The 24,331-nt window shown below is 72.4% G+C and carries 23 protein-coding genes; 12 read left to right on the forward strand and 11 right to left on the reverse strand.

Translation table 11 applies throughout. The features are described from left to right. Positions 1-188 precede the first annotated feature (188 nt). Positions 189-413: a hypothetical protein gene (locus Q4C85_RS01075; RefSeq protein ID WP_303138752.1), complete on the reverse strand. Its 225-nt coding sequence runs from the start codon at positions 411-413 to the stop codon at positions 189-191. Between the two features lie 114 nt (positions 414-527). After that, a complete protein-coding gene (locus Q4C85_RS01080; protein ID WP_303138753.1) occupies positions 528-1,175 on the reverse strand; it encodes a ferritin-like fold-containing protein in 648 nt (215 codons plus the stop codon). 479 nt (positions 1,176-1,654) lie between these two features. Here Q4C85_RS01080 and Q4C85_RS01085 point away from each other — a divergent pair, with 479 nt between their 5' ends. After that, complete coding sequence (locus tag Q4C85_RS01085; RefSeq protein ID WP_303138755.1) at positions 1,655-3,325, forward strand: DEAD/DEAH box helicase; 1,671 nt, start codon at positions 1,655-1,657, stop codon at positions 3,323-3,325. A gap of 36 nt (positions 3,326-3,361) precedes the next feature. On the opposite strand, the gene Q4C85_RS01090 is transcribed toward Q4C85_RS01085, so the two are convergent. Both Q4C85_RS01090 and Q4C85_RS01095 read right to left on the reverse strand, forming a co-directional pair. Next, positions 3,362-3,991: a MarC family protein gene (locus tag Q4C85_RS01090; RefSeq protein ID WP_303138757.1), complete on the reverse strand. Its 630-nt coding sequence runs from the start codon at positions 3,989-3,991 to the stop codon at positions 3,362-3,364. A 66-nt stretch (positions 3,992-4,057) separates the two neighbouring features. Beyond that, positions 4,058-4,903: a PHP domain-containing protein gene (locus tag Q4C85_RS01095; protein ID WP_303138759.1), complete on the reverse strand. Its 846-nt coding sequence runs from the start codon at positions 4,901-4,903 to the stop codon at positions 4,058-4,060. A 139-nt stretch (positions 4,904-5,042) separates the two neighbouring features. On the opposite strand from Q4C85_RS01095, the gene Q4C85_RS01100 reads away from it, so the two are divergent. Both Q4C85_RS01100 and Q4C85_RS01105 read left to right on the forward strand, forming a co-directional pair. Next, a complete protein-coding gene (locus Q4C85_RS01100; protein WP_303138761.1) occupies positions 5,043-6,179 on the forward strand; it encodes a Gfo/Idh/MocA family protein in 1,137 nt (378 codons plus the stop codon). Beyond that, positions 6,176-7,753: an aminopeptidase P family protein gene (locus tag Q4C85_RS01105; RefSeq protein ID WP_303138763.1), complete on the forward strand. Its 1,578-nt coding sequence runs from the start codon at positions 6,176-6,178 to the stop codon at positions 7,751-7,753. Before Q4C85_RS01100 ends, Q4C85_RS01105 begins: the two co-directional genes overlap by 4 nt. A 25-nt stretch (positions 7,754-7,778) precedes the next feature. Here Q4C85_RS01105 and Q4C85_RS01110 read toward each other — a convergent pair whose 3' ends face one another. Both Q4C85_RS01110 and Q4C85_RS01115 read right to left on the reverse strand, forming a co-directional pair. Continuing rightward, the gene (locus Q4C85_RS01110) at positions 7,779-8,636 is read right to left on the reverse strand and encodes a sugar phosphate isomerase/epimerase (protein ID WP_303138765.1); all 858 of its coding nucleotides are present in this window, start codon (positions 8,634-8,636) and stop codon (positions 7,779-7,781) included. A gap of 7 nt (positions 8,637-8,643) precedes the next feature. Continuing rightward, positions 8,644-9,390: a general stress protein gene (locus Q4C85_RS01115; protein WP_303138767.1), complete on the reverse strand. Its 747-nt coding sequence runs from the start codon at positions 9,388-9,390 to the stop codon at positions 8,644-8,646. Between the two features lie 80 nt (positions 9,391-9,470). Here Q4C85_RS01115 and Q4C85_RS01120 point away from each other — a divergent pair, with 80 nt between their 5' ends. From Q4C85_RS01120 to Q4C85_RS01130, 3 genes are read left to right on the forward strand one after another with little or no spacing between them, the layout of a single operon-like run. After that, the gene (locus Q4C85_RS01120; RefSeq protein WP_303138768.1) at positions 9,471-10,763 is read left to right on the forward strand and encodes a CBS domain-containing protein; all 1,293 of its coding nucleotides are present in this window, start codon (positions 9,471-9,473) and stop codon (positions 10,761-10,763) included. Then, entirely contained in the window at positions 10,756-11,346 is a 591-nt protein-coding gene (locus Q4C85_RS01125; RefSeq protein WP_303138770.1) for a DUF1003 domain-containing protein, read from the forward strand. The genes Q4C85_RS01120 and Q4C85_RS01125 overlap by 8 nt, the downstream gene beginning before the upstream one ends. 35 nt (positions 11,347-11,381) lie before the next feature. Next, complete coding sequence (locus tag Q4C85_RS01130; protein ID WP_303138772.1) at positions 11,382-12,527, forward strand: Mrp/NBP35 family ATP-binding protein; 1,146 nt, start codon at positions 11,382-11,384, stop codon at positions 12,525-12,527. A 60-nt stretch (positions 12,528-12,587) separates the two neighbouring features. Here Q4C85_RS01130 and Q4C85_RS01135 read toward each other — a convergent pair whose 3' ends face one another. Continuing rightward, on the reverse strand, positions 12,588-13,517 hold the full coding sequence (locus Q4C85_RS01135) for a twin-arginine translocase TatA/TatE family subunit (protein WP_303138774.1): 930 nt from the start codon (positions 13,515-13,517) through the stop codon (positions 12,588-12,590). Between the two features lie 188 nt (positions 13,518-13,705). Between Q4C85_RS01135 and Q4C85_RS01140 the strand changes: the two genes are divergently transcribed. Next, the gene (locus Q4C85_RS01140; protein ID WP_303138776.1) at positions 13,706-14,341 is read left to right on the forward strand and encodes an O-methyltransferase; all 636 of its coding nucleotides are present in this window, start codon (positions 13,706-13,708) and stop codon (positions 14,339-14,341) included. Between the two features lie 192 nt (positions 14,342-14,533). On the opposite strand, the gene Q4C85_RS01145 is transcribed toward Q4C85_RS01140, so the two are convergent. From Q4C85_RS01145 to dapE, 3 genes are all read right to left on the reverse strand, one after another. After that, positions 14,534-14,701 (reverse strand): DUF3117 domain-containing protein, encoded by a 168-nt coding sequence (locus Q4C85_RS01145; RefSeq protein WP_303138778.1) that lies wholly within the window; start codon positions 14,699-14,701, stop codon positions 14,534-14,536. A 184-nt stretch (positions 14,702-14,885) separates the two neighbouring features. Continuing rightward, positions 14,886-15,650 (reverse strand): TIGR00730 family Rossman fold protein, encoded by a 765-nt coding sequence (locus tag Q4C85_RS01150; protein ID WP_303138780.1) that lies wholly within the window; start codon positions 15,648-15,650, stop codon positions 14,886-14,888. A 56-nt stretch (positions 15,651-15,706) separates the two neighbouring features. After that, positions 15,707-16,891 (reverse strand): succinyl-diaminopimelate desuccinylase, encoded by a 1,185-nt coding sequence (gene dapE / locus Q4C85_RS01155; RefSeq protein ID WP_303138782.1) that lies wholly within the window; start codon positions 16,889-16,891, stop codon positions 15,707-15,709. 200 nt (positions 16,892-17,091) lie between these two features. On the opposite strand from dapE, the gene Q4C85_RS01160 reads away from it, so the two are divergent. From Q4C85_RS01160 to Q4C85_RS01180, 5 genes are all read left to right on the forward strand, one after another. Beyond that, positions 17,092-18,141 (forward strand): DMT family transporter, encoded by a 1,050-nt coding sequence (locus Q4C85_RS01160; protein WP_303138784.1) that lies wholly within the window; start codon positions 17,092-17,094, stop codon positions 18,139-18,141. 204 nt (positions 18,142-18,345) lie between these two features. After that, complete coding sequence (locus tag Q4C85_RS01165) at positions 18,346-19,674, forward strand: sugar ABC transporter substrate-binding protein (protein ID WP_303138786.1); 1,329 nt, start codon at positions 18,346-18,348, stop codon at positions 19,672-19,674. Continuing rightward, positions 19,674-20,645, forward strand: a complete 972-nt coding sequence (locus Q4C85_RS01170; protein ID WP_303138788.1) for a carbohydrate ABC transporter permease — start codon at positions 19,674-19,676, stop codon at positions 20,643-20,645. Before Q4C85_RS01165 ends, Q4C85_RS01170 begins: the two co-directional genes overlap by 1 nt. A gap of 3 nt (positions 20,646-20,648) precedes the next feature. Next, positions 20,649-21,530, forward strand: coding sequence for a carbohydrate ABC transporter permease (locus tag Q4C85_RS01175; protein ID WP_303138790.1), 882 nt, complete (start codon positions 20,649-20,651; stop codon positions 21,528-21,530). Further along, entirely contained in the window at positions 21,527-23,269 is a 1,743-nt protein-coding gene (locus Q4C85_RS01180; protein ID WP_303138792.1) for a hypothetical protein, read from the forward strand. Before Q4C85_RS01175 ends, Q4C85_RS01180 begins: the two co-directional genes overlap by 4 nt. Here the strand turns inward: Q4C85_RS01180 and Q4C85_RS01185 are convergent. After that, the gene (locus Q4C85_RS01185) at positions 23,261-24,301 is read right to left on the reverse strand and encodes a LacI family DNA-binding transcriptional regulator (RefSeq protein WP_303138794.1); all 1,041 of its coding nucleotides are present in this window, start codon (positions 24,299-24,301) and stop codon (positions 23,261-23,263) included. The two genes, Q4C85_RS01180 and Q4C85_RS01185, sit on opposite strands and share 9 nt — an antisense overlap. Positions 24,302-24,331: the final 30 nt, after the last annotated feature.

A 24,331-nucleotide genomic window follows, 5' to 3' on the forward strand; every position in this document is an offset into this window, starting at 1 on the left:
CATCAACGACAACGAACCACCAGCGGGAAGCAACACCACACTAAGACACGCACCCCGTCGACACGCGTCGACGCCTGCGACCGGGCCGGGTGTGTGATGAGGACACCCGGTGATTGCAAGCCGGAAACGTAGTGCCGCGCCGGGACCCGTGCAAGCGGGGCGCGAGGAGCGGCGTCCGGGCCCGAAGCTCAGACGCGGTTGTGCTTCTCGCAGAACACGTGGCCGGCGAGGATCTTGAACCCGTCGCGCTCGGCGGCCCGCAGGGCGTCGCTCTCGGTGTAGCTCAAGGCCAGGACCCGCTCGATGGCCGTGCCGTCGGGGTCGTGGACGGTGTCGACCACCCGGTGGGCGACCATGCGGTCACAGCCCTCGTGGTCGCAGCGGACGGCGATGGCCTCTCGGCGTACGAACATGTGCGGGTCCTCATGTCGTCGATGACGTGGTCCCCCCCAGTGTGCCAGGAAGGACGCGACCACGGGCCCGGTGCGCCCGGACAACCACGGGGTGGCCTGCCCCGGCCCCGGGGGTCACATCCTCAGGCTCAGCCCGCGCATGCGGGAGGTCGCCCCCTGGGACAGCACCGTGCGCAGGCTCGCTGCGTCCGCTCCCCCGGCAACGAGGTCGGGCTCACGGGCGATGACGCGCTGGAGGGTGCCGATCTCCTCGCCGACCACCCGCCTGCCCCACAGGCCCAGGCGGGCGGCGAGCTGCGGATCGGCGGCGATGTCCGCCTCCAGCTCCCGGGCGGCGAAACCGCCGAAACGGTCGACGCTCAAAGCATCGAGCACCCGGAGGCGCACCGGCTGCGGCAGTCCGTCGGCCAGCGCCATCGAGAAGTCGACGAGCATCCCGAAGGTCAGGTAGGTCTTGACCAGCCGCTCCTGCCAGTCGAGCGGACGCAGCCTGGAGTCGACGTCGTCGAACATGCCCACGAAGCCCTGGGCGGCCGCGTAGGCGTCCACACCTGCATCCCGGCCGGTGGCGGCCAGGGACTCGAAGGCCTCAACCCGCTCGGCACTCATGCGCAGCAGCTCCACCCTCTGCTCCATGGCCGGCGCCTTGTCCGCGTCCTTGGCGTAGCGGGTGCTCGCGATGGTGCACGACAGGCAGGCCACGCCGATGACGGCCGTGAGGTACGGGGACGGGTGCTGCGGGGAAGGGGACGGCGAGGTCATGCCGCCCAGCCTAGAGGAGTGAGTCCAAGGGGTGGGCGACACCGCCTGGGCGCCACGACTCCGGGGCCACCCCCTCGCCGAGATCGGGACTAATGACACCTCGAGGTGCCATATGTCCCGATCTCGAGGTGTCATTAGTCCCGATCTCGAGGTGCCATATCTACCGATCTCGGGGAGGAGGAGGGTCCCGGACTCGTGAGTTCTCCCACGTCAAGGCGCCTTCCCGGTCGGGCGGACAAGCGCACGCGGCCACCTGCCGCTACCCTGAGCGCGTCCACGGTTGCCCGGTCGTCCAGCAGCCAGGTCCCGGCGGCCCCGGCCCGCAGCGGGACACGATTCACGATCGGCTGCCACCCACGGCCGCGACGCACGCTCCCGGGAGCACCCACTCGCGCCCACTCCCCCGGGCTGTCCGTGCCCGGCACCGAGTGGTCATCGCGAGCGCCCGCGGCCTCAGAACATCAGACATGAGGAAGCTCGTGAGCGACGAGAACCAGACCGAGACAACTGTCCCGGAGCCCAGCCAGGCGGCCTCCGGCATCATCGAGACCGCCGGCGCCCATGCCCCCGTCCTGGACGAGGCCACCCCGGACATCACCGACGAGGGCGCCCAGACCGACCTGACGCGCCGGACCTTCGCCGACTTCGGTGTTGAGCCCGAGATCTGCGAGGCGCTGGCGGCCAAGGGGATCATCCACCCCTTCCCCATCCAGGCCCTCACCCTCCCGGTGGCCCTCGAGGGCCAGGACATCATCGGCCAGGCCAAGACCGGGACGGGCAAGACCCTCGGCTTTGGCCTGCCCCTGCTCATGGACACCCTGGGCCCCGGGGAGGAGGGCTGGGACGAGGACCCGGCCGCCGGCTCCCCACAGGCCCTTGTCGTCCTGCCCACCCGTGAGCTGGCCAAGCAGGTCGCCGAGGAGCTGACGATGGCAGCGGCCAAGCGCACGGTGCGCATCACCCAGGTCTACGGCGGGCGGGCCTACGAGCCGCAGATCGAGGCCCTGGCCAAGGGGGCCGAGATCGTCGTAGGCACCCCCGGCCGACTCATCGACCTCATGGACCGAGCCCTCCTCGACCTCACCCACGTGACCACCGTGGTCCTGGACGAGGCCGACGAGATGCTGGACCTGGGCTTCCTGCCCGACGTCGAGAAGATCCTGGCGCGCACCCGCTCCGACCGCCAGACGATGCTGTTCAGCGCCACGATGCCCGGCGCCGTCGTCGCCCTGGCCCGGCGCTACATGACCAAGCCCACGCACATCCGCGCCCAGGACCCCGGTGACGAGGGGATGACCGTCAAGACGGTCCAGCAGGTCGTCTACCGCACCCACGCCCTCAACAAGGTCGAGGTCGTGGCGCGCATTCTCCAGGCCACCGGGCGCGGGCGCACGATCATCTTCGCCCGCACCAAGCGCACCGCCGCCCGCGTCGCCGACGACCTCGCCTCCCGCGGCTTCGCCACCGCCGCGCTGCACGGCGACCTGGGCCAGGGCGCCCGCGAGCAGGCCCTGCGCGCCTTCCGCAAGGGCAAGGTCGACGTCCTCGTGGCCACCGACGTGGCCGCTCGCGGCATCGACGTCGACGACGTTACCCACGTCATCAACTACCAGTGCCCTGAGGACGAGAAGATCTACGTCCACCGCATCGGCCGCACCGGTCGCGCCGGCAACTCCGGCACGGCGGTCACCTTCGTCGACTGGGACGACATCCCGCGCTGGAGGATGATCGCCAAGGCCCTGGGGCTGCCCATGACCGAGCCGGTCGAGACCTACCACACCTCCGAGCACCTCTACACCGACCTGTCGATCCCCGAGGGCGTCACCGGCCAGCTGCCGCGCGACCAGCGCACGCTGGCCGGGCTCGAGGCCGAGGCGATCGAGGACCTGGGTGAGACCGGGCGCCGTGGTCGTGAGGCACGCTCCGGCCGGGGCGGTCGCACGGGTCGCGGCGGACGCTCGGGCCGCGGCGAGCGCCCCGCCCGCGGCGAGCGGCGCACGGACGATGAGACGCGGGGCTCGGCCTCCCGCTCGGGCCGGGGCCGCACGAGTGCCGCCCGCACGCGGGCCGACGGCGAGGAGACGACCGGCCGGCCGCGCCGGACCCGCCAGCGCACCCGGGGCGGGCGTCCCATCACCACGGAGGACTGAGCCCCGAGCAACGAGTTCACCTCCACCGCCCCGGGCTCACAGCTCGGTGCTGATGTAGGCGAAGACGCCGTCGGCCATCATCTGCACGGCGATGGCCGCCAGCAGCAGACCGAAAATGCGTGTGAGCACGCGGATCGCCGAGTCGCCCAGAACGCGGTGCAGGCCCACCGAGAAACGCAGCGCCAGCCAGATGACGATATGGGTGACAATGATCGCCGCGGTGACCGAGACCCAGCCGATGACGGGGGTCGCGGCCGACTCGACGGCCACCATGGCGGCGACAATGGCACCGGGGCCCGCCAGGAGCGGCGTGCCCAGGGGCACGAGGGCGGCATTGTCGTTTCCGCCCTCGGGGCCCGGGGTCTCCTCGATCTTGCCGGTCAGCAGCTCGAGGGCCACGAGCAGCAGGAGCAGACCCCCCGAGATCTGCAGCGCCGGGACCGTGATCCCCAGGAACATGAGGATGTACCGCCCGAATATCGCGAACAGCAGGATGACGGCGAAGGACACGAGCGTGGCGTGCCACGCCGAGCGCTTGCGCTCGGCATCGGTCTGCCGGCTGGTCAAGGACAGGAAGATGGGGATCGCCCCGAGCGGGTCCTGGATGACCAGGACCGTCGTGAAGGACGTGGCGAAAAGCGTGAGGTTGAAGACGGAATCGAGCATGGGTGTGTCTGGGATATCCAATCGGGAAATGCCATCGAGGGCACCGGCGACCTCGCCAGTGGCCTGTCAGGCGGTCACAAGAGGAATGCTGCCCTCCCCGACGATCCGCTCCAGGAGGTCAGGGGGCATGAGGTTCTCGCCGAGCCGGTTGGGCTTGCCGGCGCCATGGTAGTCCGAGGCGCCGGACATCCCGATACCCAGGTACCGGGCCAGCTCGCGGGCCTGCTCGCGCTCGGCCGGACCGTGGTCGCGATGGTCGACCTCCAGGGCCGCCAGCCCGGCGTCGGCCATGTCGGCGAAGACCGCGTCGGGCACGAGTCGGCGTTGGCGGGACCGGGCGCGGGGGTGCGCAGCCACCGGCACCCCGCCGGCGGCCCGTACCAGCTCGCAGCCCCGCACGGGGTCCAGCGCCCAGTGGTGCACGTAGTAGGGGCTGCCGGTGGCCAGGGGCCCGGCGAAAGCCGCCCCCCGGCTGTCAAAGGAGCCGGCGGCCACGAGGGCGTCGGCGATATGCGGCCGGCCGATCGTCACCGCCCCGGCGGCCTGGGCCTCGACGTCCTCCCAGGCGATCGGGTAGTCCTGGGCGAGGAGCTCGACCATCCGGCGCGCACGAATCGAGCGCGAGGCGCGCGCCAGCTCGAAGGCCTCGGCCAGGCCGGGGGCGTCGGCGTCGAAGAGATAGGCCAGGAGGTGGAGCGTCACCCCGTCGACGGCGCAGGAGATCTCGGTCCCCCGCAGCAGGGCCACCCCCGTCGCGCCGACGGCACCGGCGGCCTCCTCCCAGCCCGCGGTCGTGTCGTGGTCGGTCAGGCCCACGACGTCGAGCCCCGCCTCGGCCGCCCGGGCCATGAGGGTTGCGGGGCTGTCCGTCCCGTCCGAGCAGGCCGAATGGGTGTGGGGGTCGATGCGCACGTCGCCCAGTGTAGGGAGGGCCGGGCGCGGCGGCCCGCGCCGAGCCGGCCACCGTTGGCCCCGATCACGCCCGGCCGCTCGGCCCTCGGGCGGCGCTGTTCCACGTCCGCGCCCGGGCGGTCGGTGGCAGGATCGGTCCATGAGCGCCACGGCCCCGCCCTGCCCCCCGCCGACCGATGACCCCGGCACCCGCCCGGGCGCCGAGACCCGGGCAACAGCCCCGCCCGTGCGCTTCGCGGTGGTGGGCACCGGGTTCATCTCCGGCTGGTTCATGGAGGCGGTCGCCGCGGTGCCGCAGGCCGAGGTCGTCGCGGTCACCTCCGGGCGGCCCGAGCGCGCCGCGGCCTTCGCCGCCGAGCACGGGATCGGGGCGGCGTGGCCGACCTTCGATGAGCTCGTGCGCCAGTGCCGCCCGGGCGGCTCCTCGCCCGCCGACGTCGTCTACATCGGCTCGACCAACGTCCTGCACGCCGAGCACGCCCTGGCCGCCCTCGAGGCGGGACTCCACGTCGTCGTCGAGAAGCCCTTCGCCATCACCCCCGCTCAGGCCGACGCCATGGTCGAGGCGGCGCAGCGCCACGACCGCTTCCTCATGGAGGCCTGGCTGACGGCCTTCGAGCCCGGCACGAGGGTGCTGCGCGAGACCCTGCCGCGCCTGCTCTCCGACGGGCCGGGACCCCACCGGGCGGTGCTCGTCAAGGAGCAGTTCTCCTCGCGCATGCCCGCCTACCGGGCCGGCGCCCTGCCCGCGGTCCTCGACCCGGCCAAGGCTGGCGGGTCGGTCATGGACCTGGGCGTCTACCCGGTGTCCCTGGCCATCCACCTGTTCGGCCCGCCCGCGCGGATCGGGGCCGGCGCACGGCTGCTGGACTCGGGCGTGGACTCCCACGGGGTGATCACCCTGGACTACGACGTCCTTCCCGACGGCTCCCCCACCGACCTGCAGGTCGTGTGCCTGCACTCCAAGACCTCCACGGCCTCAACGGGCTCGGCCATCGCCTCTGACACGATGTCCCTGTCCTTCGACGACTGCCAGTGGCCGCGCACCATCACCCTGCACACCCCCCAGGGGCAGGAGGACCTCTCGGTGGCCGGCACCGGCCCGGTGCTGGCCCGCGAGCTGGCCGAGGTGTGCCGTCTGGTGTCCACCGGCCAGCGGTACTCCCCGCTGCACCCGCCCTCGGCCTCGGCGGCCTGCGTGCGGGTCCTGGCCGAGGCGCGTCGCCTTACAGGGATTCGTCTCCCCGAGGACGCCGGTGCCAAGATGGGCGTATGACCGAATCCCACAACAACGCCTCCCTCAATGTCGAGCAGGAGGCCGCTCAGCCCGTGTCGGAGCGCGGCTCGAACCGCTCGCGCCAGCCCAGCAACAAGGCCTTCCGCGACTTCATCGCCTCCGGCTGGGGGCCGCGTCCCGCTCAGCTTCCCGAGCCCGCCGACGCCGCCCCCTGGGCGGCCGCGCGCCGCGCCGCCCTGGGGTCGCTGTTCCCCACCGAGCGGCTCGTCATCCCGGCCGGTCCCCTGGTGACCCGCAACAACGACTGCGACTACCGCTTCCGCCCGCACTCGGCCTTCGCCCACCTGACCGGCACCGGAACCGACTTCGAGCCCGATGCCGTGCTGGTCCTCGAGCCGCTGACCGTGCCCGGCCAGGAGAACACCGGGGGCGAGCCCACCCACGAGGCGGTGCTCTACTTCCGGCCGCGGGCCTCCCGCTCGAGCGAGGAGTTTTACGCCGACGCCCGCTACGGCGAGCTGTGGGTCGGGGTGCGTCCCTCCATTGAGGAGGTCGAGGCGCTCACCGGCATCCGCTGCGCCCACATCGACACCCTGGCCGACCGCTTGGCCAAGGACGCTGGTCCCGGTGCGGTGGGCCTGCGCGTGGTCGCCCAGGCCGACGCCGCCGTCACCGCCCTGGTCGACCAGGTGCGCCAGTCCGCCGGGCTGGCCCACGGCCAGGGGGCCCAGGAGGTCGACGACGCCCTGGCCGAGGCCACGAGCGAGCTGCGCCTGGTCAAGGACGACTGGGAGGTCGACCAGCTCCAGCGCGCCGTCGACGCCACCGCCTCGGGCTTCGAGGAGCTCATCCGCTCCATCCCCCGCGCCACCGGCCACTGGCGCGGCGAGCGGGTCCTGGAGGGGGCCTTCGGGGCGCGCGCCCGCGAGGAGGGCAACGGGCTGGGGTACGACACGATCGCCGCAGCCGGCGACCACGCCAACACCCTGCACTGGATCGCCAACGACGGCCAGGTGCGTCCCGGCAAGCTCGTCCTGGTCGACGCCGGCGTCGAGGTCGACTCCCTCTACACCGCCGACGTCACCCGCACGATCCCGGTGGACGGGCGCTTCACCGCCCCCCAGCGCCGCGTCTACCAGGCGGTCCTCGACGCCGCCGACGCCGCCTTCGCCCGGGCCAATGAGCCGGGCTGCCTGTTCCGCGACGTGCACGCCGCCGCCATGGAGGTCATCGCCGCGCGCCTCGAGGAGTGGGGGCTGCTGCCCGAGGGGGTCAGCGCCGCCGACTCCCTGGGCCCCGAGGGCCAGTACCACCGCCGCTGGATGGTCCACGGCACGAGCCACCACCTGGGGCTCGACGTGCACGACTGCGCCCAGGCGCGCCGGGAGATGAGCATGGACGCGCCGCTGCGGCCGGGGATGGTCTTCACCATCGAGCCCGGCCTGTACTTCCGGGCCGACGACCTGCTCGTGCCCGCCGAGCTGCGCGGCATCGGCGTGCGCATCGAGGACGACGTCGTCGTGCGCCCCGACGGGCGGGTCGAGTACCTGACCGCCGCCATCCCACGCACCGTCGAGGAGGTCGAGGCCTGGGTCTGCGGCCTCATCGCCTGAGACGCCCTCGCCCGAGCCCGCGGCCTCAGGAGCGGTGGTAGCGCTTGCGCGTGGGCACCGGGACGTGCACGTCCTGGGTGCGCCCCTCCCCCTCGAGGTGCTCGCGGGCGAAGGCCAGGGCGCTGGCCAGGCCCTCGCGGCGCTGGGAGGCGCTCATCGAGCGGGTGTTGACCTCGACCACCACCTGGCCGCCGCGCTCCTCGAATCCGGTGGCCGCCAGGTAGGTCAGGACGCCGGCGCAGTCCTGCGTCCCCTGCCCGGGCAGGAGGTGGTCGTCGAGGAAGCCCGGCACGCCGTCGGTCAGGTGCAGGTGGCGCAGGGTCGGCCCCAGGGAGCGGGTCATCGCCAGCGCGTCCGAGCCGGAGGTCGCCGCGTGGGAGATGTCGAGGGTCACCGAGCGGTAGCCCTGGCCCACGGGGTCCCAGGTCGGCGAGTAGGCCTGGAAGTCCCGGGAGGAGTGGGCATTGCGGGGCCTCCAGGTGAACATGTTCTCCACGCACAGGTGCATGCCCGTGATCGCCTCACGCCTATCGACCCCGCGCACGAAGCTGCGCGCGTAGCGCGTCTGCCAGAAGAACGGGGGGTGGAGGACGACGTTGGGGGCGCCCACGGCCCGGGCCAGCTCGATGGAGCGGTCGACCTTGTCCCAGGGGTCGACCCCGAAGACCGAGCGGGTCAGCAGCAGGGTGGGGGCGTGGATGGCCAGCACGGGCTGGTCGTAGCGCCGGGCGAGCCCCTCCAGGATGCGGGCGTCCTGGGTGGCCTTCTCGCTCCAGACCATGACCTCGACGCCGTCGTAGCCCAGCTCGGCCGCCAGCGCGAAGGTGGCCTCGGCCCCGCCCGGGTAGACCGAGGAGGTCGACAGGCCCACAGGTACTGTCATCGCGGCCTCACTCGCCCTGGGGGGCCGAGGGGTTCTCGGGGTCGGCTGCGTCCCGGCTCCCCGTCTCCGGGCCGTCACCGCCTGGGGGGCGCGCGCCCACGGCGGTGTACCGCGACGGATCCTCGCCCTCGGAGAGCCGCACGCCGAAGCGGGGCTTCTCGTCGGGCCGGGAGCCGAAGGCCGTCGGCCCGTCGCCGCGGGCCTCGGCGCGGGCGGCGCGGCGCTCCTGGGCGCGGCGCGCCATCTCCCCGCCCCGGGAGAGGTTCCCGGGCACGTCGGCCAGGGCCTGGGCGGCCTCCTGGGCATGGGCGGAGGCGAGGATGGAGTACCGCGAGGCCACCACTTGGCTGAAGGAGGTGAAGTCGCGCTTGCCCCGGGTCAGCCCGTAGGAGACCACCTGGAAGAAGATGCCCCAGACCACGCCCATGAACACCGCTGCGCCGGCGGTCACGCCGGTGCTGTTCGAGGGGCCCAGGAACATCATCATCGCGGCGAAGAAGATCCCGATCCACAGGCCCGAGCCCGCTCCCGAGGCGATGGTGCGCCCCCAGCTGCGCCGGCCCGTGATGTGCTCGACCTGGCGCAGGTCCGTGCCGATGATGGCCAGGTGCTGGACCGGGAACCCGTCGTCGCTCAGGGCGTCGACGGCGTGCTGCGCCTCCGGGTAGGTGGCGAAGGAGGCGACCTCGGTCCCCCGGGGCATGACGCCACCACCAACGGGCATCGGCGCGGTCGGTGAGGAGAAGCTGCTCATGGCCCCCATCGTCGCACGCCTCTGCACGGCGCCGGGCCCTGCGCGCGCTCGCTCATGCCCAGGGCGCATAGGCTGTGCTCGTGGAGAACACCAGGACGCGCAGCACCTCACGGGTCTTTATCGCCCGTCTCGTGGGCACCACCGTCTTCGATCCCCTGGGGGACGCGGTCGGCAAGGTCCACGACGTCGTCGCGCTCATCGCGCTACGGGGCGAGCCACGGGCCGTCGGCCTGGTCATCGAGGTCGCGGGGCGGCGTCGTGTCTTCCTGCCCCTGTCGCGGGTCACGGCCATCGAGCCGGGTGCGGTCATCACGACGGGGCTGGTCAACATCAGGCGTTTCGAGCAGCGTCATGTCGAGACCCTCGTCTTCGGCGAGCTGTTCGACCGCGTGGTCACGATGCGCGACGGCACCGGGCAGGTGACCATCCGCGACGTGGCGATCGAGCGGGACCGGGGCATGGACTGGAAGGTGACGCGCCTGTTCGTCCAGCGCGCCGCCTCCGGCCCCCTGGGGCTGCGCCGGGGCGAGACCTTCATGGTGCGTCCCGAGGACGTGTCGGGCCTGGCGGGGTCGGCCGACCAGCAGAGCGCCACCGCGCTGCTGGCGACCCTGGAGGACCTCAAGGCCGCCGACCTGGCCGACGTCCTGTCCGACCTGCCCTTGGCGCGCCAGCTCGAGGTGGCCGCCGAGCTGTCGGACGAGCGCCTGGCCGATGCCGTCGAGGAGCTGTCCGACGACGACGCGGTCGCGCTTCTGTCCGGGCTGGACGCCCCGCGCGCGGCCGATGTCCTGGACGCCATGCAGCCCGATGACGCCGCCGACCTCGTCGCCGAGCTCCCCCAGCTCAAGGCCGCCGAGCTCCTGGGGCTCATGCAGCCCGAGGAGGCCGAGGACGTGCGTCGCCTGCTCACCTACGACGAGTACACCGCCGGTGGGCTCATGACCACCGAGCCGATCATCCTGCCCCCCGAGGCGACGGTCGCCGGGTTCCTCGCCCAGGCGCGCAAGGCCGAGATGACACCGGCGCTGGCGGCGGTGGCCTTCGTGTGCCGCCCGCCCCTGGAGACGCCCACGGGCAAGTACCTGGGGATGGTCCACTTCCAGCGGGCCCTGCGCGAGCGGCCCCAGAAGATGGTGGGCTCCCTGCTCGACAAGGCGCTCGAGGGGGTGCACGCCGAGGACTCCATCGGCACGGTCACCCGCCTCCTGGCCACCTACAACCTCACCGCCCTGCCGGTGGTCGACGACGCCGACCGCCTCCTGGGCGCCGTGTCGGTCGACGACGTCCTCGACCACCTCATGCCCGACGACTGGCGCGAGGCGGACGAGGCCGTCACCGACGAGATGATCGAGAGGAGCGCCAATGGCTGAGCAGCTCGACCAGCCCCTGTCGGAGGGACGTTCGCGCAGGCTGCGGTGGGCGCGACCGCGGCGCAACGCCCGCTCCGACACCTCCGGGCGCATCGCCGAGGCGATCGCCCGGTTCTCGGGCACCCCGACCTTCCTCATCTGGTTGACGGTCTTCGTCGCCCTGTGGATGGCGTGGAACTCCTGGGGGCCCGAGCCCCTGAGATTCGACAAGGCCGAGCTGGGCTTCACGGCCCTGACCCTCATGCTCTCCCTCCAGGCCTCCTACTCGGCTCCCCTCATCCTGCTGGCCCAGAACCGCCAGGACGACCGCGACCGGGTGACCGCCGAGCAGGACCGCCAGCGCGCCGAGCGCAACCTGGAGGACACCGAGTTCCTCACCCGGGAGATCGCCTCGCTGCGCTACGCGATGAACGACGTCGCCACCCGCGACTTCGTGCGCAGCGAGCTGCGGGGCATGCTCGAGGAGATCCTGGCCGAGGAGCGTCGCACCCGCGAGGAGATCCACGATGACCGCGGTGAGGAACGCGGGGAGGACCGGGATGACCGTACCGACGACGGGGCCGGCCCCGCCCCGGGGCGTTGACAGAGCCACAGGGGAGTACATCTAGGATGGGGCGTATGCCGACTCCATCGACCGACGCAGTGTACGAGGCGCTCGGGAGGGTCATCGACCCCGAGCTCCGCCGCCCGATCACCGAGCTCGGCATGGTCGACTCGGTGGAGGTCGCCGACGACGGCGCCGTCACCGTCGGAGTCCTGCTCACCGTGGCCACGTGCCCGCTCAAGGACACGATCACCGCCGACACCCGCACCGAGGTGGGGGCCGTCGAGGGCGTGACCGGGGTCGAGGTGCGCCTGGGCGTCATGACCGACGAGCAGCGCGCCGAGCTGCGCACCCGCCTGCGCGGCGGCGTTGCCGAGCCGGTCATCCCCTTCACCCAGCCGGGCAACCTCACGCGCGTCTACGCCGTGACCTCCGGCAAGGGAGGCGTCGGCAAGTCCTCGGTGACGGCGAACCTGGCGGCGGCCATGGCCGCCCAGGGCCTGAGCGTCGGGGTGGTCGACGCCGATATCTACGGCTTCTCCATCCCCCGGATGCTGGGCGTCGACCAGATCCCCACCCAGCTCGACGGCATGCTCGTGCCCCCGGTCGCGCACGGCGTCAAGGTGATCTCGATCGGCATGTTCGTCGAGGAGCGCCAGCCGGTGGTGTGGCGCGGGCCCATGCTGCACCGGGCCGTCCAGCAGTTCCTCACCGATGTCTTCTGGGGCGACCTGGACGTCCTGCTGCTCGACCTGCCCCCGGGCACGGGGGATGTGACGATCTCAGTGGCCCAGCTGCTTCCCGCGGCCGAGGTCCTCGTCGTCACCACCCCGCAGACGGCTGCCGCCGAGGTCGCCGAGCGCACCGGGCTCATCGCCACCCAGACCCATCAACGCGTCGTGGGGGTCATTGAGAACATGTCGTGGCTGTCCCAGGCCGACGGCAGCAGGGTCGAGGTCTTCGGCAGCGGCGGTGGCCGCGCCGTCTCGGAGTCGTTGTCGCAGGCCCTGGGCTACGAGGTTCCTCTGCTCGCACAGCTCCCGCTGGACATCGCGCTGCGGGAGGGCTCCGACGCCGGCACCCCCGCGGTCATCGCCCAGGAGGGTGCGCCGCGCGCGGACTCCCCCGCCGCCGCTGAGCTCGTGACGCTCGCCAAGCGGCTGGGCCACCGGGCTCGGGGCCTGGCGGGACGCAACCTGGGTGTCAGCCCGGTCGGCTGAACAGCCGGTGGGCCATCGGCCCGCCCGGGTCCGTTCGGCCCGGAACCTCGACGGCGGCGCTCAGGCGTCGACGACGACTTCGGCCGCCTCGGCCCGGGTGCGGGCGGCCAGCCGTGCGGCCTGCACGATGTCGCGCGGCGAGACCGGCCGTGCCGGCACGGGGTCGGCAGTTCCGGGCTCGGTCAGGCTCGAGGGCACCGGTGCCGGGTCCTCGGCCAGGTCCTCCTCCGAGCCGGTGGCCTGCAGGACGCCACGACGCGGGGCCGCCTCGCTCGGCGCTTCACCTGCGGCTTCCTCGTCATCCGGGCCGGCCTCGCCCGGCACCTCCGCCAAGTCCTCGCCCGAAGCCTCAGCCGGGCCGGCCCCACTCGACTCCTCGGCCGCTCGGGCCTCGCTCGGCTCCTCGACCGACTCGCCAGGCTCTGCCAACTCGGCAGGCTCTGCCGCCTCGCCAGGCTCGTCCGACTCGACCGGCTCAACCTGCTGGACCTCGGGGATCTCCGCGATCACCGCCTGCCCCTCGGCCTCGGTCTGAGCGAGGTCCTTGTCGGCCGCTGCGGCCGCCCGGCGGGCGGCATTGGCCTGGCGCGTCTCCTCGGCCTTGTCCTTGATCATCGTCGACAGGGTCTTGGCCCCCTTGGCGCCCGCGGCGGCCGCGACCGCGGCGTCACCGGACTCCTTGGCCGCCTTGGCCACGGACTGGAAGGGGTTGGCCAGGTCCCGGCGGATGGCGTCGAGGTCCTCACCCAGGGCGTCGCGCACGATCTTGCGGGGGTCATAGTTGCGCGGGTCGAGGTCGGACAGGTCGAGGTCGCCGAGCTCGGGCCCGACCTCCTCGGCGATCTGGACCTTGGCGTCGTCGAGAAAGACGCGCAGTCGACGGACCGCCTGGGTGAGCTTGCGGGTGTACTCCGGCAGGCGCTGCGGACCGACGACCATGACGGCCACCAGCACAATGACGAAGAACTCCGCTCCGGAGATGCCAAACACGCGGTCAGTATAGGGAGGCTCCGACGGTGACAGGCACGCCGTCCGCCCCCGCGTCGGCGCGCATCGCCACCGGCGATACACGCCGGTGCGCCCAGGACCTGGAACAATGGGCCCGGGTGCGGCGCCCCGCCTCTGAAACTCGGCGGTGCCGCACGGTCATGCCCACGACTCCATGGAAGGGACTCACGGTGAGCGCAGACAAGACCCTGAGCTGGTCCTACACGGAGGAGTTCCCCCGCGAGGGCGAGCATGCCGCACAGGCCAGGCTGCGCGGCATCGAGCTCGGGCTCACCCCCGTCTCCCCCGCCACCGGCGCGGCGCTGCGGATGCTGGCGGCCTCGGTGGCCGCCAAGTCGATCGCCGAGATCGGCACGGGCACGGGGGTCTCGGGCCTGTGGCTCCTGGACGGGATGGGCGCCGACGGCATGCTCACGACCATCGACGTCGAGGCCGAGCTCCAGCGCGAGGCCCGGCGGGCCTTCGACGCCGCCGGTCACCCCGGCTCGCGCACCCGGGTCATCCGGGGCCGGGCCTCGGACGTCATGCCGCGCATGGCCGAGCGCTCCTACGACATGGTGGTCCTCGACGTCGAGCCCGACGAGGCCGCCGCGCTGGCGGACTCGGCCGTCCGGATGCTGCGTGTCGGGGGCGTGCTCGCCGTCACCCACGCCCTGTGGAGGGACCACGTGGCCGATCCGGCGCGTCGGGACGCCTTGACAGTGGCGGCCCGCGAGCTCGGCAAGCAGCTGCGGGACCGCGAGGACCTGCTCACCTCTCTGCTTCCCGTCGAGGACGGGCTGCTCGTGTCGGTCCGGCAGATCTGAACGGTTCCCGCCCCTGGGCGACGGCCGGGCCGCGGGTCGGCACCGACCCGCGGCGGGCGGAACAGGAGCGAGGCACTGGCAGGTCACTGCCAGGACACCGTCAGCACGCTCTAAGGACCGGGCCCCTGAGGGCCCGGTCCTCGCCAGTGCGTGGCACATGCCACAACGGAGCCGCCGCGCGGACTGCGGGGCTCAGACCTTGACGGAGGCCAGCGCCTCCTGGAGCTCCTTGACCTCGTCGGGCGTAATCTCAACGACCAGACGACCGCCACCCTCCAGCGGCATCCTCATGATGATGGATCGACCTTCCTTGACGACTTCGAGTGGTCCGTCGCCGGTCCTGGGCTTCATGGCAGCCATGTAGTCCCCTTTCAATGACTCGGCGCAGATTCATCGCCGCGCCGCCCATACCATTCTACGACATGTTGCCCCTGGCTCTTGGCAGAACGTGGCCCAACCCACGATTCACCGTCCGCCTGCGCCGTCCTGGCACGGTCGTGGCCAGCACGTCGGGCGGTGGGGCAGCACCCACCGGGGCGCCGGGTCAGATGAGGCCGGCGGCCCGGGCCTCATCGGCGCGCATCTGCTGGGCGGCGCCGACGACGTAGCTGACAGCCTCCTCGGCGGTGTCGACGAGGTGGAGCAGCCCGGGGTCGCCGTTGGAGATGACGCCGGTGTCGACCAGCGTCGAGCGGATCCAGCTGATCAGGCCCTCCCAGAAGGCCGTCCCGACCAGGACGATGGGGAAGGAGGAGACCTTCTGGGTCTGGACGAGGGTGAGGGCCTCGAAGAGCTCGTCGAGGGTGCCCAGTCCCCCGGGCATGACGACGAATCCGTCGGAGTACTTGAGGAACATGGTCTTGCGGGCGAAGAAGTAGCGGAAGTTGACGCCCAGGTCGACGTAGTCGTTCATGCCCTGCTCATGGGGCAGCTCGATGCCCAGGCCCACCGAGACGCCGCCGGCCTCGTGGGCGCCTTTGTTGGCCGCCTCCATCATGCCCGGCCCTCCACCGGTGATCACGGCGTAGCCCGAGCGCGCCAGCCCGGCGCCGACCTGCTCGGCCAGGGTGTAGGCGGGGTCGGAGGCGGGCGTGCGCGCCGAGCCGAAGACGCTGATCGCCGGACCGAGCTCGGCCAGCGCGCCGAAGCCCTCGACGAACTCGGACTGGATGCGCAGGACCCGCCAGGGATCGGAGTGCAGCCAGTCGGTCTCGCCCCGGCGGTCCAGGAGGCGGGCGTCAGTGGTCTGCTCGGGGATCTGGGTGCCGCGCAGCAGCACCGGTCCCTTGCGGTAGGTCTCTCGGGTCATAGCGGCATGATTCCTCAAGCCCCGCCCCGTGTCACGGCCCGCGCCGGGCGCGCGCCTCATCCCAGCCAGGTCCGCAGGATCGAGGTGACCCGCTCGACCTGGGAGACCGGGCAGTGCTCGTCGTCGGTGTGGCACAGCATCGGGTCCCCCGGCCCGAGGTTGACCGCCGGGATGCCGGCGGCTGAGAAGCGGGCGACGTCGGTCCACCCGTACTTCGGGCCGACCGTCCCCCCGGAGTCGCGCACGACGGCGACGAGCCCGGCCGCCAGGGGCGAGTCGAGCCCCGGCCTGGCCGCCTCGCACAGGTCGTCGACCCGCACCGTGACGGGCCCCGTGCTCGCCTCGATGGCGGAGGGCTCCCCGCCGGCCCCGGGGTCCCGCCCGGCCATGATCCGCAGGGCGCGGTCCAAGGCCTCCCGGGCGTCGAGGTCCGGGGCGTAGCGGTAGTTGACGTGCAGGCGGCAGGAGTCGGGGATCGTGTTCATGGCGATGCCGCCCTCGATGAGCACGACGTTGAAGGACTCCCGGTAGGCCAGGCCGTCGACCTCGACGGTGCGCACCGGTGCGGCCGCCGCCCGGGCGATCAGCTCGCCGGCGGCGTGGATGGCGTTGGCGCCCCGCCATGAGCGCGCCGAGTGCGCGGCCGAGCCGGGCACGTCGAGGACGAGGCGGAGCGTCCCGTTGCACCCTCCCTCGATGACGGCGCCGGTGGGCTCGCACAGGATCGCCAGGTCGGCGGCGAACCAGTCGGGGTGTGCCTCCAGCGCCAGGCCCAGGCCATTGAGGTCTCCGTTGACCTCCTCGTTGTCGTAGAAGACCCAGGTGACGTCCCGGGTCGGGGCGGTCAGCGTGGCCGCCAGGTGGAGGCAGACGGCGACTCCGCCCTTCATGTCGACGCTGCCGCGCCCCCATACGACCGGCTCGCCCCCGCACTCCTCGAGGCGTCCGGGGACGTTGGCCGTTTTGAGGGAGACCGGGACGGTGTCGAGGTGGCCGGCGATGATCACCCGCTCCGGGCGCCCCAGGCGGGTGCGGGCCACCACGGTGTTGCCGTGTCGCCTGACCTCGAGGTGTCCCAGCGCCCCGAGGGCGGCCTCGACGGCGTCGGCCAGCGGGGCCTCACCCCCCGAGACCGAGGGCGCGTTGACCAGGGCGAGGGTGAGCGCGCCAAGGTCCCCGGCGAGATCGGGCAGGACCACGGGCGCGGGTTCCGGTTCGGAGGGCGTCACGGTCTGGGTCATGATCACAGGTTAGGCGGCCGTGCCCCCACACCCCGGACACCCCGCCCGAGGCGGGCCCCGGCCATCCCGGCATGGGCTTGCACACGACGTGACCTGCGCTGCATAATCACTCCACCACCGAGATGAAACCGGTACCACGCCCGTGGTCGCACTGATCACGACCCGCCGTCGTACCGGACGCCACGACCCGGGAGCCGAGAATGCCGCGCCTGACCGCCACCACGACCGCTCGAGCGGCTCGCGTGGCGCAGACAGCACGTGCGGCGCTGCCCGTGACGGCATTGCTCGTCGTCACCGCCCTGTGGGGCTCGACCTTCATCATCCTCAAGGACGCCCTCGACCACATCGAGCCCGCGGACTTCCTCGCCGTCCGCTTCGCCATCGCCGCCACCGTCATGGTCGCGCTCACCGGTCGTCGACTGCTCGAGCTGGACCGTCGCCGGTGGGTCCAGGGCCTCGGGCTGGGAGCGCTGTACGGGATCGCCCAGATCCTCCAGACCGTCGGCCTTCGCACGACCGACGCCTCGGTCTCCGGCTTCATCACCGGCATGTACGTCGTACTCACCCCGGCCATCCTCGTGGCCGTCACGCGCACCGCCCCCTCCGCCCGGGTGGTGACCGCCTCGGCCATGGCCCTGGCGGGCCTGGCCGTCCTCAGCCTGACCGGCACCTCGCTGAGCACGGGGGCGATGATCACCTTCGGCGGCTCGGTCGTCTACGCCCTGCACATCGTCGCGCTGAGCCGGGTCGCCCACGAGCACGAGGCGATGACCCTCACGGCGACACAGATGGTCGGCATCGCCCTCGTGTGCGCGGCCGCCGGGGTCCCCGGTGGCGTTGAGGTTCCCGGGACCGCATCGGTGTGGGGCCCGGTGCTCTACATGGCTCTGGCCACGGGCATCGGGACGATGTTCCTCCAGACCTGGGCCCAGGCCCGCATGAGCCCGACCCGCGCCGCCGTCGTCATGACCTGCGAGCCGGTCTTCGCCGCACTGTTCGCCATCGCCCTGGGCGATGAGACCCTGTCCGGCCGGCTCGCCCTGGGAGGCGCACTCATCGTCTCGGCGATGCTCCTATCGGAGATGTCGAGCGGCCCTCCCGACGACGCCCCGCTCGACCCCCGCCCGCCCGGCCCTCCGGCCGGCGAGCATGCCGACCGACCCCCTCATCCTTCCCGCCCGGGGGAGGGACCACCGGTGGGGGCCGCCACCGCAGCCTCCGGAAGCCTCGAGAACCACGAGGACCTCTAGCGCAGCCCGACCCGCGCTCGACGACCTCCAGGACCTGGAGGGCACTGGCGCGGCGGCCCTCAACAGGAGCGGGCCACCGCGGCGGCTTCCGGCCGCCCTCGGCGCACCCCGCCGGCGGGCACCGGGTCAGACGAGGTCTGACCGACACCGATCAACGACGATTGAGGACCCACCATGCACATGTCATCCCCGTTGCCTCACTCTGTGTCCCGGCGCACCCTGCTGAGCGGCTCGGCGTTGCTCGCCCTGAGCATCGCCGGCTGCTCCGGCTCCTCGGGCGCCAAGGGCCAGGGCACCGTGACCTGGTCGACCTGGGGCAGCCCCGAGGAGCTCACGCTCCTGGAGGAGTTCAACACCCAGTTCATGAAGAACAACCCCGACATCACGGTCGTCTTCCAGCCCGTGGCCTCCTACGAGGAGTACCACACCAAGCTGCTCACCCAGCTGACCTCGGGCACCGCCCCGGACGTGTTCTACATCGGGGACGACCGGGTGGCCTCGGTCCTGCCCCACCAGGTGCTCGCGCCGCTCGACGACTACCTGGCCGGCTCCGACTCCCCGATCTCGACGCAGGACTTCAACGCCGAGGTCTACGGGATCGCCGAGCTCGACGGGTCTCTGTATGCCCTGCCCAACGACGTCAACCCCGACGCCTGGTGGTACAACAAGAACGTCCTCGAGGCCGCCGGGATCACCGAGGACCCCGCCCAGCTGGCGGAGCAGGGGGCCTGGACGACCTCGGCCTTCCTGTCGATGAGCGAGAAGATCAAGGCCGCCGGCCTGACCACGCTGGCCTTCTGGAACTACTGGGCCACCCACGCCTCGTGGATCACGAGCCAGGGCGGCCGGGTCTATGACGACTCCGACTCCTACGTCGCCCACACCGACCCGGCCTCGGTGGCCGCCGTCACCGAGCTGGCCGCGCGGTGCCGCAGTGGCGAGTTCGTCGTGGCCGACACCCTGCCCGAGGGCAGTGGGGCCGACGCCATGTTCCTGACCGACAAGCTCGCCTTCTTCGCCCAGGGCCGCTACACCGCCAACACGCTGCGCAGCGCCGGGGTGGACCTCAGCGCCTACGACATCGCGCCCTGGCCCACCCCCGAGGGGACTGCGGCTCCCACGGGGCTGGCGGCCTCCTTCCTGGCCATCAACGCCAAGGCGGCCGACCCGCAGGCGGCCTACACCTTCTTCTCCAGCTTCCTGAGCGTCGAGGGCCAGCGCATCCGACTGGCCTCGGGCACGGCCGTGCCCTCGGTCAAGGGTGCCGACGACCTGGTCACCAACGACGACTTCCCCGCCCACGCCCAGACCATGCTCGACATGCGCGACGCCGGCTACACCAACAACCGTGCCGAGGCCTCGGTCCCGGGCCTGTCCTCAACCATCGCGACCGACCACATGCTGCCCCTGTACCAGGGCAAGGCCCAGCCCCAGGAGACCCTCGACGCGATCGCGGCCCTCATCGCCCAGGAGCGGACGACGGCCTCCACCTCCCCGAGCCCGGCGGCCAGCGCGCAGGAGAGCCAGTCCTGATGCCCGCCCCAGACCACGGGGCCGCCCGTCGCGCCAGCCGGGACCACCGGCCCGGCAAGGGGCGCGCCACCGTGGCGCCGGTCCGCCCTCGCCGCAGCTGGCGCGTGGCGGACCGGCGCCACGGCTACGCCTTCGTCGCCCCCCAGACCATCGGCCTGCTCCTGTTCACCCTCCTGCCCTTCCTGGCGGCGCTCGCGCTCGCCTTCACCCAGTGGAACGGCTTCGGCACCCCCTCTTTCGTGGGCGTGCAGAACTTCGTCGACCAGCTGACCGACCCCCTGCTGCGGCGCGCCGTGCTCAACACCCTGGCGATCGCAGCCATCACCGTGCCGGTGGGCCTGGGGCTGGCCATCATCGTGGCGGTGCTACTCCAGGGCGTGCGACTCAAGTCCTTCTACATGGTCATGATCTTCACCCCCGTGGTCACCAGCTCGGTGGCCGTGGCCCTCATCTGGCAACAGCTCCTGCACCGCGAGGGCATTGTCAGCCGCTCGATCACGGCGGTCCTGCCGGTCACTCCGCCCGACTGGCTGGGCGACCCGCGGCTGGCCCTCGTGTCCGTGTGCCTGGTGACGGTCTGGTCCTCCCTGGGGCTCAACGTCGTCATCTTCCAGGCCGGGCTGCAGTCCATCCCGCCCTCGGTCCTCGAGGCCGCCACCATCGACGGCGCTGGACCGGTCCGCCGGTTCGTCAGCATCATCCTGCCGCTGCTGAGTCCCACGATCTTCTTCCAGTCGGTCGTCGCCGTCATCAGCTCGCTCAAGACCTTCGACCTGGTGTTCATCCTCGTGTCCCACGCGGGACCGGACCACGCCACCCGGACGATCGTCTACCACATCTACGACCTCGGCTTCCGCTCCGCGCAGTTCGGGCTGGCCAGTGCCGCCTCCGTCATCCTCCTCGTGCTCACGGCGGTCATCACGCTTATCCAGTTCGCCGGGCAGAAGCGCTTCGTCCACTACGAGGACTGATCCATGTCTGCCATCCCCCGCCTCTCCCCCGCCGCCCCCGTCCAGCGTCGTCGGCGCCCGCTGCCGGTCGCGACCGTCCTGCGCCACGCCGCTCTTCTGGCGATCTCGGTGTGCATGGTCGGCCCCTTCATCTGGATGGTCCTGGCCGGCTTCAAAGGCACCGTCCAGACGCTGTCGGAGCCGGCGAGCCTCCTGCCGGACCCCTGGGTGCCCTCCAACCTCACCGACGCCTGGGGCGCCCTGCCCTTCTCCCGGGCCTACCTCAACAGCGCCTACATCATGGCGCTGTGCGTGCTCGGCACGCTGGCGACCTCGGCGATGGCGGGCTACGCCTTCGCCCGCGTCGAGTTCCGGGGCGCCAGAGCGCTGTTCGGCCTCTTCCTGCTCGTCCAGATGGTCCCCATCCAGGTCACGCTCGTGCCCTTCTACGTCATGATGAGCCGGATCGGGTGGGTCGACTCCCACCTGGCGATCATCGTGCCCGCCATGATGGTCAACCCCTTCGGGGTCTTCCTCATGCGGCAGTTCATTCGCGCGGTGCCCCGCGAGCTGGAGGAGGCCGCGCTCATCGACGGCTGCGGGCGCTGGCGGATCCTGACCGCGATCATCCTGCCCAACATCCGTCCCGGCCTCGGGGCACTGGCGATCATCGCCGCCCTCGACACGTGGAACAACTTCCTCATGCCCCTGGTCCTGCTCAACTCCACCGAGCTGTTCACCGTCCCCCTGCTGCTCTCCCAGTTCCAGGGCCAGTACGGCGGCCTCAACCAGGGGCTGATCATGGCCGCCACGACGATCTCGACCCTGCCCATGCTGGCGGTCTTCATCGTCGCCCAGCGCCAGATCATCAACAGCCTTGCCACCTCCGGGCTCGGTGGCCGATGAGCCCCGGCGAGAACCTGCGGGACCTGGCCCGCCGCATCGACCTGGCCGAGGTGCCCCTGACCATCGCCGGCAGCCGCCTGTTCGTCCTGGCCCGCGGCAGTGCCCTGGACATCCACGAGGCCCGCTACGAGGTGCCCCTCGAGGACTGCCGGGTCGCCACGGGCCTGGTCGTGCGGGACCAGGACGGAGGCCTCCGACACTGGTCCGTGCCCGATCCCTGCCGCATCTGCTGGGGGGAGAACGGGCCCTGGCTGACCCTGACCCCCGAGGGCGGGGCCGTCCTGGGCCGGCTGCCCCGGGGCTGGTCGGTGCACCTGGAGGCGGTCGAGGAGAGGACCGGTCTCGCTGTCCTCCAGGGGCAGGTGGTCAGGACCCCCGACGGCGGGCTCGTCGTGCGCGCGCTCAGCCCCGGCGCGGGCCTGGTCATCACCCCACGGACCGTGGCCACCTCGGCACCGGCCGACGCCCAGGTGGCCGCGGATGAGGCCCTCAGGGAACAGGTGGGTCACAACCTCGAGACCGTCGACGCCTGGATGCGGCGGTGCCCCGAGGTCCTGGCCGAGCACCGCTCCACGGCACGCCTGTGCTGGTGGGTGCTGGGGGTCAACACCCTGCGCCTGGGCGGGGCGGTCACCGGCCGGGCGGTGGTGCCCTCCAAGCTCGGCTATGTCGGGCTGTGGCAGTGGGACGCCTACTTCATCGCCATCGGGCTGCGTCACGGCGACCCCGAGCTGGCCGCCGAGCAGCTGCGCCTGGCGCTGTCGTGCCAGCAGGCTGACGGACAGCTCCCCGACGTCGTCCACGAGGCGGGGGTCCTGGCCTCGAGCCGGGACCTGCCACCGGCCGACCTGGCCTCGTTGCGGGCGCTGGGGACGGCCGGTGCCGAGGACCGGCCGGTGCCGCTGACCAAGCCGCCCTTGACGGCGCTGGCCATCGAGCTCGTCGACGCCTGCCACCCCGAGGACCTCATCACCCAGATGGGCCCCGCGGTACGCCGCTCCCAGCAGTGGTGGTTCGAGCGCTGCGACCCCCGGTGCCTGGGCGTGCCGACCTACCTCCACCCCTACTCCTCTGGGCTGGACGACTCGCCGGTCTTCGGCGCGGGCACGCCCATCGAGTCCCCCGACCTCAGCGCCTACCTGTGCCTCCAGGACACGATCCTGGCGCGGTGGTCCGCCCGAGCGGGCCAGGAGCGGGAGGCGGCCTCCCACCTCGAGCGTGCCGAGCGCCTGCGCCGGAGGCTTGAGGAGTGCGGCGCGGACAGACGCTTCATCCCGGCAGTCGGCCCCCACGGCCCCTCCCCCAGCCTGACCGTCGTCAGCCTCATGCCGCTGCTCGTCCCGGGACTGGACCACCGGACGCGCGAGGCGATCCTCGCCCTGCTCGATCGTCCGGAGGACTTCGGGGCCCGAGGCGGGGGCGCCGCCGTGCCCACGGTCGCCCCCTGCGACCCCGCCTTCGACCCGCAGCGGATGTGGCGGGGGCCGGTGTGGGTCAACACGAACTGGCTGGTGGCCCGCGGGCTGCGCACCCAGGGCATGGAGCGGCGCGCCCGCGACCTGGAGGCTGCCACGCTCCGGCTCGTCACGGGGGCGGGCGGGCCGGTGGAGTACATCGACCCGGTCACGGGCCGGCGCCCCACGGGGGCGAGCACCTGCTTCGGCTGGTCGGCGGCGCTGTTCATCGACCTGGCGGTCACCGCCCGGCGGGAGGCGACATGCGCGCCGGGCTCATCCTGACTCCCGCACCACCAGGTGCATGGGCAGGACCTCGACGCGTGGGGCCGCCCCCGCCAGGAGCTCGAGGGCGAGCTCGACCGCGACCCGCCCCTCCTCGCGCAGGGGCTGGGCCACAGTGGTCAGGGCGGGGTGGGTCAGCTGTGAGACGGGGTGGTTGTCGAAGCCGATGACGGCCACGTCGCGAGGGACGGACAGGCCGTGGGCACCCAGGGCGTGCAGGGCGCCCCGGGCAATGCGGTCGGAGCCGGCCAGCACGATGTCGAAGTCCACCCCGTCGGTCAGGGCCCGGCGCACGACCTGCTCCCCGGCGGCCTCGTCCCACCCGCCGAAGACGACCGTGCCCGGTGGAGGGTCGGGCGCTGCGGGGCACAGGACGCTGAGGTAGCCCTCGACCCGCTCGCGGGAGGCCGGGTTGTCGCGGGGGCCCACGACGATGAGGGGCCGGCGCCTCCCCTGCTCGGCGGCCCGGCGAGCCGCCATGGCCGCCCCCAGCACGTCGTCGGAGAAGACGCTCGACATGCCCGCGGCCTCCTCGACGCGGCCGGTCAGCACCGTGGGCAGGCCCTGCGCGGCGAGCTGGGGCAGCAAGCCGTCCTCGACGTAGGGGGTGAGGTGGATGACGGCGTCGGCCCCCCGCTGCTCCAGGAAGCGCATGGCCTTGGCCCGCTCGGGCCCGGAGGAGGCCTGAAGAAGCACGGGTACGAGCGGCGTGGGGGCCAGGCCGTCGTAGACGCCGCGCAGCACGGCGGCGAAGGTGGGGTCGGAGTACACCTCGTCGAAGGGCTCGGTCAGAATGACGCCGATGGCCCCGGCGCGCCCGGTGGCCAGGGACTTGGCCTGCCAGGACTCCACGTATCCCGAGGTGGCGATGGCCTCCTCAACGGCGCGGCGGGTCACCGGCGCGACCCGCGGCGAGCCGTTGAGGACCCGGGAGACCGTCGCCTTGGACACCCCGGCCAGGCGGGCCACGTCTGCGATCGTCGCCCGGCCCCTGGACCCGGCGTCCTGGGCCGCTGTGTCATTCGCCCGCATGGGCAGATCGTAGATGATTGAGCCTTTCTC

It is taken from the genome of Actinomyces sp., assembly GCF_030524025.1.
GTDB lineage: Bacteria > Actinomycetota > Actinomycetes > Actinomycetales > Actinomycetaceae > Actinomyces.

Excerpts from the sequence above, each read along its gene's own strand:
- Q4C85_RS01150 (WP_303138780.1), bottom strand. The coding sequence starts at position 15,650 with ATGACCCGAGAGACCTACCGCAAGGGACCGGTGCTGCTGCGCGGCACC.
- dapE (WP_303138782.1), bottom strand. The coding sequence starts at position 16,891 with ATGACCCAGACCGTGACGCCCTCCGAACCGGAACCCGCGCCCGTGGTC.
- Q4C85_RS01115 (WP_303138767.1), bottom strand. The coding sequence starts at position 9,390 with ATGAGCAGCTTCTCCTCACCGACCGCGCCGATGCCCGTTGGTGGTGGC.
- Q4C85_RS01105 (WP_303138763.1), top strand. The coding sequence starts at position 6,176 with ATGACCGAATCCCACAACAACGCCTCCCTCAATGTCGAGCAGGAGGCC.
- Q4C85_RS01125 (WP_303138770.1), top strand. The coding sequence starts at position 10,756 with ATGGCTGAGCAGCTCGACCAGCCCCTGTCGGAGGGACGTTCGCGCAGG.
- Q4C85_RS01110 (WP_303138765.1), bottom strand. The coding sequence starts at position 8,636 with ATGACAGTACCTGTGGGCCTGTCGACCTCCTCGGTCTACCCGGGCGGG.
- Q4C85_RS01130 (WP_303138772.1), top strand. The coding sequence starts at position 11,382 with ATGCCGACTCCATCGACCGACGCAGTGTACGAGGCGCTCGGGAGGGTC.
- Q4C85_RS01185 (WP_303138794.1), bottom strand. The coding sequence starts at position 24,301 with ATGCGGGCGAATGACACAGCGGCCCAGGACGCCGGGTCCAGGGGCCGG.
- Q4C85_RS01175 (WP_303138790.1), top strand. The coding sequence starts at position 20,649 with ATGTCTGCCATCCCCCGCCTCTCCCCCGCCGCCCCCGTCCAGCGTCGT.
- Q4C85_RS01145 (WP_303138778.1), bottom strand. The coding sequence starts at position 14,701 with ATGGCTGCCATGAAGCCCAGGACCGGCGACGGACCACTCGAAGTCGTC.
- Q4C85_RS01180 (WP_303138792.1), top strand. The coding sequence starts at position 21,527 with ATGAGCCCCGGCGAGAACCTGCGGGACCTGGCCCGCCGCATCGACCTG.
- Q4C85_RS01170 (WP_303138788.1), top strand. The coding sequence starts at position 19,674 with ATGCCCGCCCCAGACCACGGGGCCGCCCGTCGCGCCAGCCGGGACCAC.
- Q4C85_RS01075 (WP_303138752.1), bottom strand. The coding sequence starts at position 413 with ATGTTCGTACGCCGAGAGGCCATCGCCGTCCGCTGCGACCACGAGGGC.
- Q4C85_RS01160 (WP_303138784.1), top strand. The coding sequence starts at position 17,092 with ATGCCGCGCCTGACCGCCACCACGACCGCTCGAGCGGCTCGCGTGGCG.
- Q4C85_RS01080 (WP_303138753.1), bottom strand. The coding sequence starts at position 1,175 with ATGACCTCGCCGTCCCCTTCCCCGCAGCACCCGTCCCCGTACCTCACG.
- Q4C85_RS01100 (WP_303138761.1), top strand. The coding sequence starts at position 5,043 with ATGAGCGCCACGGCCCCGCCCTGCCCCCCGCCGACCGATGACCCCGGC.
- Q4C85_RS01090 (WP_303138757.1), bottom strand. The coding sequence starts at position 3,991 with ATGCTCGATTCCGTCTTCAACCTCACGCTTTTCGCCACGTCCTTCACG.